This is a genomic window from Methanosarcina baltica (assembly GCF_055394095.1).
In genome coordinates, this window is sequence record NZ_AP042463.1 from 152,199 (window position 1) to 167,516 (window position 15,318).

Sequence of the window (15,318 nt, forward strand, 5' to 3'; positions counted from 1 at the left end):
AGCAAATATTCTGAATTGGACTTTCAGAGGTCTTCACATTGTCCCAAGAGCTTTGCACCCCATCGTTGCCAATGGCGCACATCCTGGTAGGATTACCCCGAGTGGAAGGGGTAGCTTTTTCTGCAATTCATGTTACAGCTTCTTGTCACACTCCGTGTCATTCCGTGCTTTTCCGTGGTTAAGGAATGGCAGACAAAAATACTTGATATTATATTTGACTCATTCCTAAGGAGTGAACTGACCCCACCTGTCAGCCTTCGGCTGTCATGTTAAACCATAGGTTTAACAGGAGTTTCTAATTTTCAATTAGAAAAACCAAGGAAGGGGCTTCCTGCTTCGTTCTCCAGAGTAACCTCCACGAGTCCACAGGCTCTTCCCGATGTCCCATCGGTGTATCTTTAATTTAGATCGCAAGTGCAAACTTTTTAATATTTATAGCTGCGTTTATGTCCCTATCGTGTTCTGTTCCACATTCTGGACATTTCCAGTTTCGTATCCTCTCCAAATATCATGGACACATTAAACAAGTAGTTAAATTCGATATCAGAAGAACAAGAAACGGGAGTAAAAAACTCTATTCCCTTCTAAACTTTGTAGCTTATCAACTATTGGTGCTTACTGAACTACAAAATAAGGTTGAAAACAAAAACTCATTTGGAAGGTACTTCTAAACACCATTCCAGGTGTAAAGAATAGGTAAAAAAATAGCGGAAGCTATCTAAAAATAATGAATTTTTTGGTTTATGCAGAGGGATTCATAACTCTGAGACGATAATTAATCTCGTGTCGCAGAAGACTCCTTCCTCGATGTTTCTAATCGAAGATTAGAAACTCCTGTTAAACCTGCGGTTTAACACGACCGCCGTAGGCGGGCAGGTGGGAGATGAATGCGACAAATTGGTTTAAATTTTAATTATTTGAATAAATGTTGTCGATCTTGCAGTTAGTCGGACACAGTTCTTTTTAATGGTGACACTTGTAATCGTCGTGTTCCATTTGATGTCACACAATACTCCGTATCCTTTGGACATTCGACCCCTTACGAATCCTTCTCCTTTTTTAGTTCGTATCTTGTCGAATTTTCTAATTCCGAATATTTTACCAGTTGGTATTGATTTTTCGGATCGCTTGCCTTTGGTTTGCTGATAATCTCCCGCACTAACATGTCTCTTGAAATATACTGTATCATCCAGTCGAACATGTTGATTGTCGGTGCAGCATATCTCGCAACTGCATCATTATAGTGAGTTTTCGGTAGTTTTAGTATTTGTTCTCGCTTGAATTTCGACTCGTAACCAAACGTTTCGTCGAATTCCCAGGATGACTTTTTAAGTTGAGATTTAATAATCCCAATTTCAGTTGCATGTTTTGTTTTGGAGGGAGATCCTGTAATTTCAAATTTGCCTGCATGTAATTCATCATGACAGGTACGACACAATGTGATAAGATTATCGGGAGTATCTGTACCATGATTTGATTTGAATAGAATATGATGACAATCCAGTTTACGGTCTTTTGATTTGCCTTTACAATGCTGACACGTATATCCGTCTCTACTCAGGACGTATGCTTTTGCGTTATACAGGTTTTTCATAGGACCGTTTTGAGATCCAGTTCCCGAGACATTAGGATTTGTTATTTTGTGGTATCTATTCAGCTACCTCTGTTTCTAACTTATATTTCGTATAAACTCAACAATTACTTTTTTCATATAGATTAATATAAAAATCATCGGATTTTGGAATGAGGTTTATGAAATGTGAAGAGATTCTTACTCAATGCCGTTCAGACCCTGAATCCATTGTTTCATATATTGAGGATCTTGAGTCTCGGTATGAAGATCTTGGATCTCGGTATGAAGATCTTGGATCTCGACACGAAGAGCTTGAATCTCGGTATGAAGATCTTGGATCTCGACACGAAGAGCTTGAATCTCGATATGAAAATCTTGAATCCGAAAACACCGAACTTCGAGAAAGACTTAATGAGTTAGAATCTCGCCTAAAAAAGAATAACCAAAACCAAAAAAGAAATCGACTTCCCTCTACTAACAATTCTACTGATAAAATACCTCAATCAAAAGGTTCACAAAAAGGAAGTTTTAGACGTCCTGGCGGCCAAAAAGGGCATCCTGGTTCTACATTAAGGATGATTAAAAATCCTGATAAAACAATCATTTATAAGCTACATAAATGTGAACATTGTGGTTGTAACATTGAGAAGATTGAAGTTATAAATTACGAGAAGAGACAAGAATTTGAAATAATTGTAAGGCGTAAAGTGACCGAACATCGTGCTGAGATCAAAAAATGTCCTTATTGTAACCGCAAAAACAAAGCTGCTTTTCCGAAATCAATTACAAAACCTGTCCAATATGGCAATATGGTTTTAACAATTGCAATTTACCTCCGAAACTACCAATTGATTCCCTATGACCGAATCAAGAAATTATTTAAAGATGCCTTTGGATTTGATATAAGCGTTGGTACAATAATTAGGGCAGAAAATAAGTTATTTCACAAGTTGAAAGGTGCTACAAACCACATCAAGAAGCAACTGATAAAAGAAAATGTCATCCATGGTGATGAAACTGGAATCGACGTTGGTGGTCAAGGGGAATACTGCCATTTAATCTCTACAAAAAAATATACATACTATTTCCATAATAGGAGTCGAGGATCAAAAGCAATGAATAAAATGGGATTGTTGCCTAAATATAGAGGAATTATAGTCCACGATTTCTGGAAACCCTATTTTAAATACAAATGTGAACATGCGGCATGTAATGTCCACATTCAAAGAGAACTTAAAGACATTTATAACATATTCAAGCAAGTGTGGGCTGAGGAGATGTCTGATCTCCTATATGAAATTAAAAAATGCGCAGACTTTGCCAGAAAACAGGGCATACAAATAGATGAAGATACGCTCAAGACCTTTAAAGAAAAGTATCAGTCAATACTAATGAAAGGATTTGAGGACAATCCTCCACCTGAAATCTCGAAAGACAATGGGGTTAAAAGAGGAAGAAAAGCGCAGAGCGATGCAAAAAATCTCCTTGATAGACTTTCAAAGTATGAAAAAGAAATCTTGAGGTTTGCTACGGATCTAAGAGTTCCTTTCAGTAACAACCAAGCAGAAAGAGATCTCAGAATGATAACAGTTCAGCAAAAAATATCGGGAGATTTTAGGAAACCCCATGGAGCAGATGTTTTCTTGTATCTATTCAGCTACCTCTGTTTCTAACTTATATTTCGTATAAACTCAACAATTACTTTTTTCATATAGATTAATATAAAAATCATCGGATTTTGGAATGAGGTTTATGAAATGTGAAGAGATTCTTACTCAATGCCGTTCAGACCCTGAATCCATTGTTTCATATATTGAGGATCTTGAGTCTCGGTATGAAGATCTTGGATCTCGGTATGAAGATCTTGGATCTCGACACGAAGAGCTTGAATCTCGGTATGAAGATCTTGGATCTCGACACGAAGAGCTTGAATCTCGATATGAAAATCTTGAATCCGAAAACACCGAACTTCGAGAAAGACTTAATGAGTTAGAATCTCGCCTAAAAAAGAATAACCAAAACCAAAAAAGAAATCGACTTCCCTCTACTAACAATTCTACTGATAAAATACCTCAATCAAAAGGTTCACAAAAAGGAAGTTTTAGACGTCCTGGCGGCCAAAAAGGGCATCCTGGTTCTACATTAAGGATGATTAAAAATCCTGATAAAACAATCATTTATAAGCTACATAAATGTGAACATTGTGGTTGTAACATTGAGAAGATTGAAGTTATAAATTACGAGAAGAGACAAGAATTTGAAATAATTGTAAGGCGTAAAGTGACCGAACATCGTGCTGAGATCAAAAAATGTCCTTATTGTAACCGCAAAAACAAAGCTGCTTTTCCGAAATCAATTACAAAACCTGTCCAATATGGCAATATGGTTTTAACAATTGCAATTTACCTCCGAAACTACCAATTGATTCCCTATGACCGAATCAAGAAATTATTTAAAGATGCCTTTGGATTTGATATAAGCGTTGGTACAATAATTAGGGCAGAAAATAAGTTATTTCACAAGTTGAAAGGTGCTACAAACCACATCAAGAAGCAACTGATAAAAGAAAATGTCATCCATGGTGATGAAACTGGAATCGACGTTGGTGGTCAAGGGGAATACTGCCATTTAATCTCTACAAAAAAATATACATACTATTTCCATAATAGGAGTCGAGGATCAAAAGCAATGAATAAAATGGGAGTGTTGCCTAAATATAGAGGAATTATAGTCCACGATTTCTGGAAACCCTATTTTAAATACAAATGTGAACATGCGGCATGTAATGTCCACATTCAAAGAGAACTTAAAGACATTTATAACATATTCAAGCAAGTGTGGGCTGAGGAGATGTCTGATCTCCTATATGAAATTAAAAAATGCGCAGACTTTGCCAGAAAACAGGGCATACAAATAGATGAAGATACGCTCAAGACCTTTAAAGAAAAGTATCAGTCAATACTAATGAAAGGATTTGAGGACAATCCTCCACCTGAAATCTCGAAAGACAATGGGGTTAAAAGAGGAAGAAAAGCGCAGAGCGATGCAAAAAATCTCCTTGATAGACTTTCAAAGTATGAAAAAGAAATCTTGAGGTTTGCTACGGATCTAAGAGTTCCTTTCAGTAACAACCAAGCAGAAAGAGATCTCAGAATGATAACAGTTCAGCAAAAAATATCGGGAGATTTTAGGAAACCCCATGGAGCAGATGTTTTCTTTAGAATTAGGGGATACATATCTACACTAATAAAGAATAATATACCTACTATAAGTTCACTTCATGCGGCGATTGAAAATGTGCCACCCTTACCCTGAATAGATACGTTTTCTTTAGAATTAGGGGATACATATCTACACTAATAAAGAATAATATACCTACTATAAGTTCACTTCATGCGGCGATTGAAAATGTGCCACCCTTACCCTGAATAGATACATTTTGTGAATATCAAATGACGCAAGCTCGACTATCCATTTTGTTATCGGTAGGATGGACTCAACAAAATCTTTCTCTCTCAGATGAGATTCAATCTTGCTGCGGATTGACGGAGCTATTCTACCAGATTTTTTGGAGTTATGACGGTTGTTGAATCTTGCTGGTCGATATCTTGTTTTTCTACTTCTTCGTGTACGTCTATAACTGGATCGAGTTTTCATCTTTTTAGAGATGTCATCTCTGATTTCGATTTCAGACTGGTACACTACCTGATTATTGGAAACTGCAGCACAATCGACATGTTTTGATCCCGTGTTCATTCCTGCAATAATTGGTTGAGTATATTCTTTACTATCGTAAAGCAATTTGATTGTGAACGGAGTGGTTTTCATCACTTTTGCCCTGTTAGTTTTTAACAAAATCCTGGCTTTTGCGGGATTTGTTGGCATGAGCGGCTTTCCGTTCTTGTTCAGTACATATACAAACATTTGTAATTACTCCCAATTAAATCGGGTTATGCGTATCTGAACTTGTAGAGTCAGGTTCGGAATTCGTCTTCCTCTCGATCTGATATTGAAAGGTTTTGTATGATGCAAGCACTGTTCCTACCTCTCAGAACTGTTTAACTTACACCCTTAGAGCCTGGAACTGAGACGGCATTCCAGGGTAACTATAATATTCTTTCCTATCGGCTACTAACTATATTAAACTCCTAGTCAGTTATTCTGGTCAATTAGGGACTCGCTTTTACAAGCAAGCCCCTTCCTCGATGTTTCTAATCGAAGATTAGAAACTCCTGTTAAACCTACGGTTTAACATGACTCCGTGAGGAGGCAGGGAGGGGTTATTGACTGAAGAGTAATGCTTTTTTTTGGCAAGAACTAATATTTTGAACGGATTGATCTTTATTTGAAAATGCTCATCAAATTAGAATACCGATTTTCGGAGCTAATTTGAGAAGCTCAATATGCACAAGTTTAGAGCGGAAAAATATATGATAAGTTTAATTGAAATCGGCATCTAGCGGAGATATAATTAATTATAAGAGATATATATTATATATTTTATATAAAAATATTGTTATATATAATTAAGGAAGAAATGGGGTAATATTTACGGAGTTTAGATAATTAATTATAACGTCAATTAAACCCATATTGTGAGGGCCTTCTCCTTCCTATTATAGATAGCTTTATATGATTTGAATGTCAATTAGAAGCATTAAAAATAAAGAGACGTATAACAATCTGTTGTTAAAAACTAATTTTTGTTTTTATCAAAGAGCCCTATACAATCTTGTTTTTAAATTAATGACTATCCGCTGAAGCGGAGGTGAAACAAAAATGGCTTTTAACGACGGAAATTTTAGAAGAAACGATAATTTCGGAGCTCCTAGAGAAATGCACACTGCAACCTGTTCTGATTGTGGTGCTCAAACTGAAGTGCCTTTCAAACCCGATCCTGAAAGACCTGTCTACTGTAGAGACTGCCTTCCAAACCACAGGAAACCCAGAGAAAACAACAGATATTAACTGTTATTTTTATAACTGAGTTTTCAATTAAATATAAATAATTTTTCACTTTTTTTTATTTTTTTTATTTTTTCACTCCGTTTCTGTTGCTGTGTGCAGATCTTAAATACATTAATTATATATAATGGTGGATATAATTAGTATTATAGATCATCACTCCTCCGACAGTCCCCGGAGATAAAATAAGAATATTGATCCTGTAAAAATCAAATACTAATAAACGAGGTATTATAATATGGCAAACTATCGAAGTAATATGAGAAAGAGACGATTAGGCTCCAGTAAAACAGCCTACACAGGGGGTCCCCAGGAAGTAACAAGGGTGCGCACCCCCCGCAGGGAAAAAAATGAAGTCCTGGCAATGGTCACAGGTTTACTTGGTTCGAAAAGAGTCAGTCTGCAATGCATGGATGGGGTTGTCCGCATGGGCCGTATTCCTGGCTCCAAAAAAAGAAGAATATGGATCCGCGAAGGAGATGTTGTAATAGCCAGCCCCTGGGAAGTTCAGGACTCCAAAGCCGAAGTATCCTGGAAATACACAAGGCCCCAGGTCGAATGGCTTGAAAGAAAAGGCTATCTGAAATTCTAAACCAGTCTGATTTCACTACCCGATTGCACTTGACACGAGCTTCGGGATAGAAATCCTTGATTATTCATCTTTTTCCTGAAGGGTCCGATGGGCCAAAAACATATCATCGAAAAACACAGCTCACAAACTCCGAAAACATATCCAGCAATTCCCTGTACTCGGAGTTTATGTACATCAGATCATCCGTAAAAGTTTCGTCCGAAACGCCTCTTTTTTTAGCCTCTTCAATCCACTCCCCCAGTTCCCGAACTGTCACCAGCCTGTGGTCTTCTGCGGCCCCGGTCTTTTCGGAAGGGTCAGGCTTTTCTTTCATCTGTCCGGCCGTGTCAAGACAGCCCGCCGGCGAGATGACAAAGAAAAAGTCAATAAGATAGCAGCTCTGTTTTGTTACGACCTCTACTGTTGTGAGGCTCTGGATTCTGGAGGACATTTGTTCTCCAGACCCGGCCTTTCGGCCAGCCGGAGTTGTGAAAGGAGAAGAAGTCTCCGGCTGTTATGGTAAAAAAAGTTTTTAGAGAGAGGGCCTGCCCGAAGTTTTCAGAGTCGTTTTCATAGAAAATTGTGAGGCTGAGGCCCGGGTTTTCGGAGAGGAGGGTGGCGAAAAAGTCGGCGCTTTTTTCAAGGAAAAGGGCCAGAGAGTTTGTGATTCCTCAATGATGGTCTTAAACGGTATAGTACGTAAAAGCACCCAATAGATATAATAAGTATCCAGATCATATTATATAATATCCACCATAAATGCAAAAAAAGTGCTCAATCTGCTAAAGGTATCAAGAAATACATTAAGCATCAGAAATATTTGAAGAAATAATTTCAATGCTTCATTATTATTCTGTGAAACATTATAGCAAAAGAAAAGAAAAAAGGTTAGAAATCGAGGTCGAGCCAAATTGATAATTAAACGTGTTGAGCAAATCCAGTTTCATTCCAGGGAAATAGGGGATTTGTGCCATAAGTCCAAAAACCTGTACAATTTCTCTGATTATATTATCAGACAGGAGTTCTTCAATAAAGGAAAATGGATCAGGTACAATAAACTTTATGGGCTTGTGAAGTCCTCTGAGCCTTACAAAGAACTTCCTGCTAAATCTGCTCAACAGACTCTAAAAGTACTTGACCGTAACTGGAAATCTTTTTTCGAAGCTTTAAAATCTTACAAAAAGAATCCTGAACATTTCACAGGCAAACCGAACCCTCCAAAGTATCTGGAAAAAAACGGGGAATACCTGTTAATTTTTACAAATCAGCAGGTCAGTATCAAAGACGGGGTGCTCAAGTTTCCCAAAGTAGTTCCGTTATCCATTCAGACAAGACTTCCTGATGATACTAATTTGAAAGAAGTCAGGATCATTCCAAAACACGCAGGATACACCTGTGAAATTGTTTTTGAAAAGGAAATCGAAGACCCCATACCTCTCAATTCCGGTCGAGTCCTGGGAATTGATCTTGGAGTTGTCAACCTCGTAACCATTGGAAACAATTTTGGAGAAAATCCAATTATTGTTAAGGGCGGGGTTGCCAAGTCAGTAAACCAGTTTTACAACAAGCAGAAAGCAAAGCTCCAGAGCACTTATGAGAAGCATGGAATCAAAACAGGAAAGAGTGTAGAAGTACTGACCCATAAAAGAAACTCAAGGATTAAAGACGTACTCCACAAACTGAGCAGGGCAATAATCAACTATTCTCTGGAAATGAACGTGGAGAAAATTATTATCGGAAGCAACCCTTTCTGGAAACAGAAAGTCAACATGGGTAAGAAAAATAACCAGAATTTTGCTCAAATCCCTCACAGTACCCTTATTTCAATGGTCGAATACAAGGCTGGAGAGGTTGGAATTTCGGTTGAACGGATCGAAGAGTCCTATACAAGCAAATGCTCTTTCCTTGATAATGAGCTAATGGAACACCATGAAGAATATCTCGGAAAACGGGTCAAAAGAGGGCTTTTCCGAAGTGCCACGGGAGTTCTTCTTAACGCTGATGTCAATGCAGCATATAATATGATTAGAAAAGCAATCCCTAATGCCTTTGCAGAGGGGATAGAGGGTGTTGTGCTTCACCCTGTTAGTGTTAATCCACTATACAAAGAACAGTTTATATCACAAATTCATAATAGTTTGTGATACTAATTAGGACTTTTCATAGCATGGCTACCCAGTCTAAATGTTTTGTGATATTTGAGGGATGGTTCATGGGTAATGTGCCAATTATACTGTTGCTTGTGCCATTTTGTCTCAGGTATTTAACTCCCTATTTCCAGCAGACAAAGTCCTATATCCAGGGCTAATGGGCTTGATTTTTCAACTCCTTCTTTTGTTTGGTGACTGGTTAGTTAATTTTTTAAGATCATTTTTTGAAAAAAGATGGCCTGTCATCATCCTTAATGAAGCTGACCAGAACCTCCAAAAAATAAAAAAAAATTAATAATTGGGTTTTCAGTCCGCTTGAGTGAGCGAAGCGAGCGAAACGGACCCCGTGCTCCCGAAGCGGAACTCGGGAAGCGGAACTCGGGTAGTACAACGCAGCCGGGACAAACTTATATCCTCGCATACCATAGCACCCCCCATGACAAGCTATAAGCTCCTTGTAAAAAACGTTATAAAACAAGCAGACATCCTCCTTGAAGTGGTAGACGCCCGTTTTCCGGACGAGACCCGGAACAGTGAGGTCGAAAGGCACATTATTCGTTCTGGTAAGCCTTTCATAATAGTGCTCAACAAATGCGACCTTGTCCCAAAGGAAATCCTTGAAAAGACAAAAAACCGCTTTTCAAAAATCGCCCCCACGGTTTTCGTGTCCGGCAAGAGCAGGTTCGGGACAACGATGCTCAGGCACAAAATCCTGGAAGTTGCCAAAATAAAAGGCCGGGATATCCTGATAGGCTCCCTCGGCTACCCGAACACCGGCAAGTCCACTGTGATAAACGGCGTGGCTGGAAAAAACAAAGCAGGGACCTCGGCAATTTCCGGCCACACGAGAGGAGTGCAGATCGTAGACGCAGGCTCTCACATCAGATTCCTGGACACACCCGGAGTCATTCCCTTTAAGGAACACGATGAGTACCTCCAGGGCCTCCTTGGGGTAAAGGACGCGACGCACCTGAAGGACCATATCGGGGTGGCTCTGAAAATTATTGAAAAAATTTGCGTGGAAAATAAATCGGCCCTCGAAGCCTTTTATAAAGTAAAAATTGAGGACGGAACTCCCTTCTATGACATGCTCGAAATCATTGGTTTGCAGTGCAACTTCATACAACAGAAGGAAGAAGTGGACGAAAACCGAACGGCTGTTCGGATAATCAACGATTGGCAGCAGGGAAAACTCCTGGTCTACGGGCCCGGACCTTATGATCTTCATGGATTAGATTAACCGGGCCGTCAACGCCCGACAGAAAGGCCTTTTTCGAGAAGGTTGAGAAATGGATACATACTTTTTCGCCACCATTTTTTGAGATGAAATGGAGATTTTTGTAGTGGTGGCAGAGTTTCTGCTTATTCGTTATTTTTTAAAACCGGCCTGCGGTGTTGAAGGGCCGGAAACCTCGAAAAACAGAAACAATATATTTGGCCGGTTTTGATGAAAGGCTTTTGGCGCCGCATGGCCCGGTTTTGGGAGCCGGATCTTTTAGTTTTAGTGGGACAAAGCTGGTTGTTGTGGTTCTGAAAAAAACGGTCCCTCAACGGCCAACGAAGGCGACCGGACTTTTCGAGTATGATGCGAAATATATGCATACTTTTACGCCGCTGTTTTTTGAGAGGAAAATAGATTTCTGCATACAACGCAGGGTTTCTGTGAATTCTATCTTTTTCTTTGTGTCATCACGAAAAGGCCGCTCGCTGATGCGACCGGTGAGAGCGCCGTCTACTCTCTTTTGAAATTATGAACGATTGCCTGTAATTGGCTTTGATTCGTAAAAGTGAAGTCCTGGCCGAAATGGAGAAGTGAACATATCAAAACCGGCGGTGGGGACGAAGGGCCGGCAATTTTAAAAAACAAAAAAAATATATTTGGCCGGTCTTGGCAAAAAGCTTTTTGAATCGCCTGGCCCGGTTTTCTGGAATAGTTCGAGATATGGTCATTCAATCCATGTATAATTGATTGCTGAGGATAGGAAAACTCTCAGACCTGCCCCTCTTTTTCCAGGCAGATCAGCTCCTCGCAATACGGGAGTTCGTCCCGCATCCACTGGCAGAATTTTCGCCACTCTTCAAGCTTGTGGTGCCGGCGCTGGAAGTAGATGTTCCGGAGTTCGGCATAGTTTGTGATGACCGTACGCTTCTGGTTAAAAGCACTCGGCAGGTCCTGGATCAATTCCCGGAAAAGGGCCATCCGGGAAGTGTGGTCTGCTTCACTGTCCCCTTCCCGGGCGTTGTAGGCCTCGATAAGGGTGTTGATGTGTTTGAGCTGGCCCTTCCGGTATTCGGTCATGTTGTCGAAGGAGAAGTCTTCGGGAGTAAGAGGACGGCTGGTCAGCTTGTGCATGGTCGAGCAGGAGTTCTTTTCCGCGAACTTATAGGTGTCAAACTCCTTCCACCAGTAAAATGGAGCATTGATGTCAAAGCAGACCGGGATGAAACGCAGGAACTTGGAATGTTCCGTGCCTGCCAGGGTTAACATCTGAGCGAGTCTTAAGTCCTTTTCCCCGAGGATGCAGTTCCCGGCTTCTTCGGGTTCACTGCTGTCCATAAGGGGCCAGGAATTTTTCGGGTTTCTCATGCCCTGGATTGAATAATAGATGTTGTATGCGCCATGTAATGTGATTTCAATCATGATATAAACCTCAAAGGTGAATGGCCAAGTGCCGTAGAATAAACATAAAAGGTTACTGTTGCCGTACAGGTCAAATATTATTATTCAAAAGAATTGACCCCAAATATACCGGAGTCAAAAGATATTATATTCTATATATAATTGTTCTGCATGTCGGGAAAACAAAAATATAAAAAGGTTTTAATGGATAAATTATTTAACAGGGACTGCCACTAATTATTCACATGGCAAGCCCCTTCAAATACGACTATTCCAGCGAAAACGGTTTTTTCCACTTCAGTGGAAGTTCCGGAGTCATCTATTTCAAATACAACGTTGTAAACAAAGGCCTTCCTGCCCAGTATTCCAGAATTTACAGGCAGACATCCGCAAAGGTGCCTGCAGAAGAGAAAACTGAGGCAGTAGATTAAATTCCTGTTTTGAATAACCTGTTTTCCGGAGCCCTGATCGTCCTTTTTCAGATTTCAGGAAACGCCCCTTCCGGACTTTCCAGCTTATTTTCAAAATTTTTAATTCCCGGCCCCGGACTTTCCGGACCTTCTTCCTGCCAGAAAACGCTGCATCAGCCTGACAAATACAAAGGAGCTTACGAACCAGGCTCCAAGTGCGAGGGCAAGAGACAAACCCCAGCTGTCCAGCTGCTGCATACAAAAAATGGCCGTAAATACACAAACTGTGCAGCCCATCATCCCGGCAGTGGCCCCAAAAGCAACTTCCGCCGCCATTTCAGAGTTTCCAAAGTGTCCGGCCATGACCACGGCCGCGATCATTACGGCCGGAAAGGCCGCGAAAATTCCCGCAAAGGTCTTCCAGGGAAGAATTTGTAGAAAAATAAAACAGGAAGCAACCGCCACTCCTCCCAGGACAAAGCGGAGAGACAAATCCCGCAGATCAATTTCCATTAATACCACCTTTTTCTCCAACAAAATTCAGAAATTTCAAAATTTCAGAAACCAAACCAGGCGAAATAGATTGTCGGAGCCAGGACTGCCCAGACCAGGAGAGCCCTAAAAAGGCCTGCCTTCCAGCCGTATTTCAGGATCAAAGACGAAGCTACAAGGGCACAACCGATGTCGGCCACCATTCCCACAAGGGCCCCCTGTGAGACCTGTTCCGAGAGGAACAGCAGTTCTCTACCCTCATAGTCGAGACCGAGGCTCAGGATGGCTGCGAGGTAAACGGCCGGAAAGGCTGCAAAAACTCCCCCAATTCGGCCTCCGAAGGCTTTTGCGGCCAGGGTAGAAGCTGCAACCGCAGTTCCCCCGAGCAAAAAACGAAAGGCCAGGGGAAAAAGGCCAATAGATACCATGGTTATTCGGTCACACCCACTGAATATTTTTCCCGGATTTCGGACTCTTTCAGTATTGGAAGGCTCAGCTTTTCTATAATTTCAGCAATCCTTTTCCGATCAGCGCTTTTCATGGATTTGCGATCGAAATAGATAAAATCAGCGTCCGATTTCTCGACGGCCTGCCTGACCAAGGCCTCGTCCACGAATTCGAGCTGGTACTTCGGGAAGTTGTGCCCAAATGAGATTTCGGTTTCGAGCACCATGCCGGTCTGGCGCATTGCGTAGTGCCCACCTCCGAAACCTACTGCAGTGGGGACTTTTTCCAGAGTAACGGCCAGGATGGCTTTTGCAACAACCTCTCCGGGAACCGGTTCTTCCCACTGGCCCTCGGTGCTCCCAATTTCGGCATAGAGGGAAGGAACGGTTAGTTCGGTTGGTCCGTGGTGGGTAACCTCAAGGGTTATTTCGTAGTCTAGATCCTTTTCCGTGGCCAGTTTTTTCATGGCCATGAGAATTGATTTCACGGCTGCGGGAGCAGCTACCGCAAGCTCTCTTGGGCGACCCCCGAGCCTGGCTTCGTCCGAGGAGTTTCCTGTGCAGTGCACGGTCAGGGACTTTACTTCCTCCTTGCTTTTGTGCTTGGAGGCAAAGATAATCAGTTCGGCGGGAAGCCCTGCAGCTTCCAGTTTTTTATCAAGCCCGTCCTGGAAAACATGGATTTCCTCAATTTCTACAAGCCTGAATTTCCCGTCCGCGGATTCACAGGCTGCTGAAAAGCCTGAGTTTTCTGAGAGTGTAAGGGGCTTCCATTCCCTGAGGATGAGAAGGTGTTTTTTTATGTTCTGGCTGGCGAGGTCAGGGGCAGAACAGATGATGGTGATTTTGGGGGTGTTTTCTGAACTTTCTATCTGGTTTCCAGATTTTCCAGAGCTTTCTTTTTTATCTTCTTCTGGATTGCTCTTTCCTGTCATTTTTAAATCAATCCGGGTCTTTTTAATCCTGATTTTTATGAACCAATCTTTTATACATTTCTTTACACTAGATAAAGCCAACCCCGAAATTCTGGCTTGAATCAAAAAATTAACTTTGATTTTTGCCTCCCAGGACAGACTTCCGTTTACCGCTATACAGAATGCCTTATTTTGACCTAAAAAACCGTTTTGTATTATAAGGGATAGGAAGCCTCTGCCAGTTTGCCTGACGGCCCTTTCCAAAAAGAAATTTAGAAGAATATAAAATTGTGTGCGGCCATCCCGCCCTAAAGAAGCTGTCCGACAATTCAATTTCAAGGCAAAAATATGTAAAAAATAAGGCATATAAAGCCTTTAAATCGAAAAAAAAGGAATTTAGATATTACTGACAATAATTGTCGGACAAACTGTAAAGGACGTGGTATGCTGATGGGCCGCCCACGCGGTTTCCCGGATACTCCAAAATCATCGAATTTCAATTGCTAAGGACCCGTCACTGAATAACCTATGCATAATTTCTATTGGATGTATTGATTTTCAAGATCAAGGTAGCCAATCGAAATCACAATGAATGCTAAATTGCATAAGTTATTTCATTGCGGGCACTAAGATTACTTCAATCTATGCGATTGAAACTCTGCTTTCGGTTTTCTCTGGAGGAGCACAACAAAACCTGCGAGGGTTCACTTCATCTCCGACCTGAAGGACGGAGTATTCGTGGCCCTCCGCGCTCCCAAAGTAATATACTCACCCAGCTTTAAAATTTGGAATTTTGAAGTTCTTGATGCAAAATCACTATCAAGAGGACTTATAACCACGGAAAAGCACGGAATGACACGGAAACCGGCCTGATGGCCGGTGAGTACTTCGGGCCTTTATATAATCGATTCAGAAACGATTCTGGACAAAACACCAGAGCAACCGTAAATGGCGTCTTCCGGCCTTTTTTTTCTGTGTGTTCCATGCCCGAATTCCGCTTCGGGATCGCAGTAAATCAAAGATTTACTGGGAGTTGCACTGCAAGTGCAACAGCACGGGTCTGTTTCACTCGTTTCACTCGCTCAAGCAGACTAAAATATTTTCGGTGTGTTCCGTGTGTTCCGTGGTTTGAATTCATACACAAAACACCTCCCACCAACAAAAACAAAGCAAGCAT

Annotated in this window: 14 protein-coding genes and 2 pseudogenes; 8 read left to right on the forward strand and 8 right to left on the reverse strand. The window is 41.1% G+C overall.

The genetic code is table 11. The features are described 5' to 3' along the window. Positions 1-403: 403 nt before the first annotated feature. Positions 404-493 (reverse strand): annotated as a pseudogene (locus ACZ5QV_RS00940) (zinc ribbon domain-containing protein); the annotation flags it as partial. A 10-nt stretch (positions 494-503) separates the two neighbouring features. Here ACZ5QV_RS00940 and ACZ5QV_RS00945 point away from each other — a divergent pair. Continuing rightward, positions 504-671, forward strand: a pseudogene (locus ACZ5QV_RS00945) (ISNCY family transposase); the annotation flags it as partial. A 368-nt stretch (positions 672-1,039) separates the two neighbouring features. On the opposite strand, the gene ACZ5QV_RS00950 reads toward ACZ5QV_RS00945, so the two are convergent. After that, entirely contained in the window at positions 1,040-1,594 is a 555-nt protein-coding gene (locus tag ACZ5QV_RS00950) for an HNH endonuclease (RefSeq protein WP_464600814.1), read from the reverse strand. Positions 1,595-1,752: 158 nt separating this feature from the next. Between ACZ5QV_RS00950 and tnpC (ACZ5QV_RS00955) the strand changes: the two genes are divergently transcribed. Together tnpC (ACZ5QV_RS00955) and tnpC (ACZ5QV_RS00960) are read left to right on the forward strand one after the other, a co-directional pair. Continuing rightward, positions 1,753-3,246 (forward strand): IS66 family transposase, encoded by a 1,494-nt coding sequence (gene tnpC, locus ACZ5QV_RS00955; protein ID WP_464599912.1) that lies wholly within the window; start codon positions 1,753-1,755, stop codon positions 3,244-3,246. Between the two features lie 79 nt (positions 3,247-3,325). Further along, positions 3,326-4,888 carry an IS66 family transposase gene (gene tnpC / locus ACZ5QV_RS00960; protein WP_464599444.1) on the forward strand — a complete coding sequence of 521 codons (1,563 nt, stop codon included), beginning with the start codon at positions 3,326-3,328 and terminating at the stop codon, positions 4,886-4,888. 63 nt (positions 4,889-4,951) lie between these two features. On the opposite strand, the gene iscB is transcribed toward tnpC (ACZ5QV_RS00960), so the two are convergent. After that, complete coding sequence (gene iscB, locus ACZ5QV_RS00965; protein ID WP_464600815.1) at positions 4,952-5,497, reverse strand: RNA-guided endonuclease IscB; 546 nt, start codon at positions 5,495-5,497, stop codon at positions 4,952-4,954. Between the two features lie 855 nt (positions 5,498-6,352). Here iscB and ACZ5QV_RS00970 point away from each other — a divergent pair. Both ACZ5QV_RS00970 and eif1A read left to right on the forward strand, forming a co-directional pair. Further along, positions 6,353-6,541: a CxxC-x17-CxxC domain-containing protein gene (locus tag ACZ5QV_RS00970; RefSeq protein WP_464600816.1), complete on the forward strand. Its 189-nt coding sequence runs from the start codon at positions 6,353-6,355 to the stop codon at positions 6,539-6,541. Positions 6,542-6,797: 256 nt separating this feature from the next. Further along, entirely contained in the window at positions 6,798-7,130 is a 333-nt protein-coding gene (gene eif1A, locus ACZ5QV_RS00975) for a translation initiation factor eIF-1A (RefSeq protein WP_464600817.1), read from the forward strand. 103 nt (positions 7,131-7,233) lie between these two features. On the opposite strand, the gene ACZ5QV_RS00980 is transcribed toward eif1A, so the two are convergent. Beyond that, complete coding sequence (locus ACZ5QV_RS00980; protein ID WP_464600818.1) at positions 7,234-7,560, reverse strand: hypothetical protein; 327 nt, start codon at positions 7,558-7,560, stop codon at positions 7,234-7,236. A 460-nt stretch (positions 7,561-8,020) separates the two neighbouring features. On the opposite strand from ACZ5QV_RS00980, the gene ACZ5QV_RS00985 reads away from it, so the two are divergent. Both ACZ5QV_RS00985 and ACZ5QV_RS00990 read left to right on the forward strand, forming a co-directional pair. After that, complete coding sequence (locus tag ACZ5QV_RS00985; RefSeq protein WP_464600819.1) at positions 8,021-9,253, forward strand: RNA-guided endonuclease InsQ/TnpB family protein; 1,233 nt, start codon at positions 8,021-8,023, stop codon at positions 9,251-9,253. Between the two features lie 325 nt (positions 9,254-9,578). Further along, positions 9,579-10,499 (forward strand): GTPase, encoded by a 921-nt coding sequence (locus ACZ5QV_RS00990; protein ID WP_464600820.1) that lies wholly within the window; start codon positions 9,579-9,581, stop codon positions 10,497-10,499. A 750-nt stretch (positions 10,500-11,249) separates the two neighbouring features. Here ACZ5QV_RS00990 and ACZ5QV_RS00995 read toward each other — a convergent pair. Continuing rightward, entirely contained in the window at positions 11,250-11,900 is a 651-nt protein-coding gene (locus tag ACZ5QV_RS00995) for a hypothetical protein (protein ID WP_464600821.1), read from the reverse strand. Positions 11,901-12,124: 224 nt separating this feature from the next. Here ACZ5QV_RS00995 and ACZ5QV_RS01000 point away from each other — a divergent pair, with 224 nt between their 5' ends. Further along, complete coding sequence (locus ACZ5QV_RS01000; RefSeq protein ID WP_464600822.1) at positions 12,125-12,310, forward strand: hypothetical protein; 186 nt, start codon at positions 12,125-12,127, stop codon at positions 12,308-12,310. 99 nt (positions 12,311-12,409) lie between these two features. Here the strand turns inward: ACZ5QV_RS01000 and ACZ5QV_RS01005 are convergent, their stop codons facing one another. The 3 genes from ACZ5QV_RS01005 to ACZ5QV_RS01015 are packed head-to-tail and all read right to left on the reverse strand — an operon-like array spanning position 12,410 to position 14,162. Beyond that, entirely contained in the window at positions 12,410-12,802 is a 393-nt protein-coding gene (locus ACZ5QV_RS01005; RefSeq protein WP_464600823.1) for a DUF3147 family protein, read from the reverse strand. Positions 12,803-12,846: 44 nt separating this feature from the next. Further along, positions 12,847-13,209 carry a DUF3147 family protein gene (locus ACZ5QV_RS01010; RefSeq protein ID WP_464600824.1) on the reverse strand — a complete coding sequence of 121 codons (363 nt, stop codon included), beginning with the start codon at positions 13,207-13,209 and terminating at the stop codon, positions 12,847-12,849. 2 nt (positions 13,210-13,211) lie between these two features. Further along, positions 13,212-14,162 carry a D-aminoacyl-tRNA deacylase gene (locus ACZ5QV_RS01015; protein ID WP_464600825.1) on the reverse strand — a complete coding sequence of 317 codons (951 nt, stop codon included), beginning with the start codon at positions 14,160-14,162 and terminating at the stop codon, positions 13,212-13,214. Positions 14,163-15,318: the final 1,156 nt, after the last annotated feature.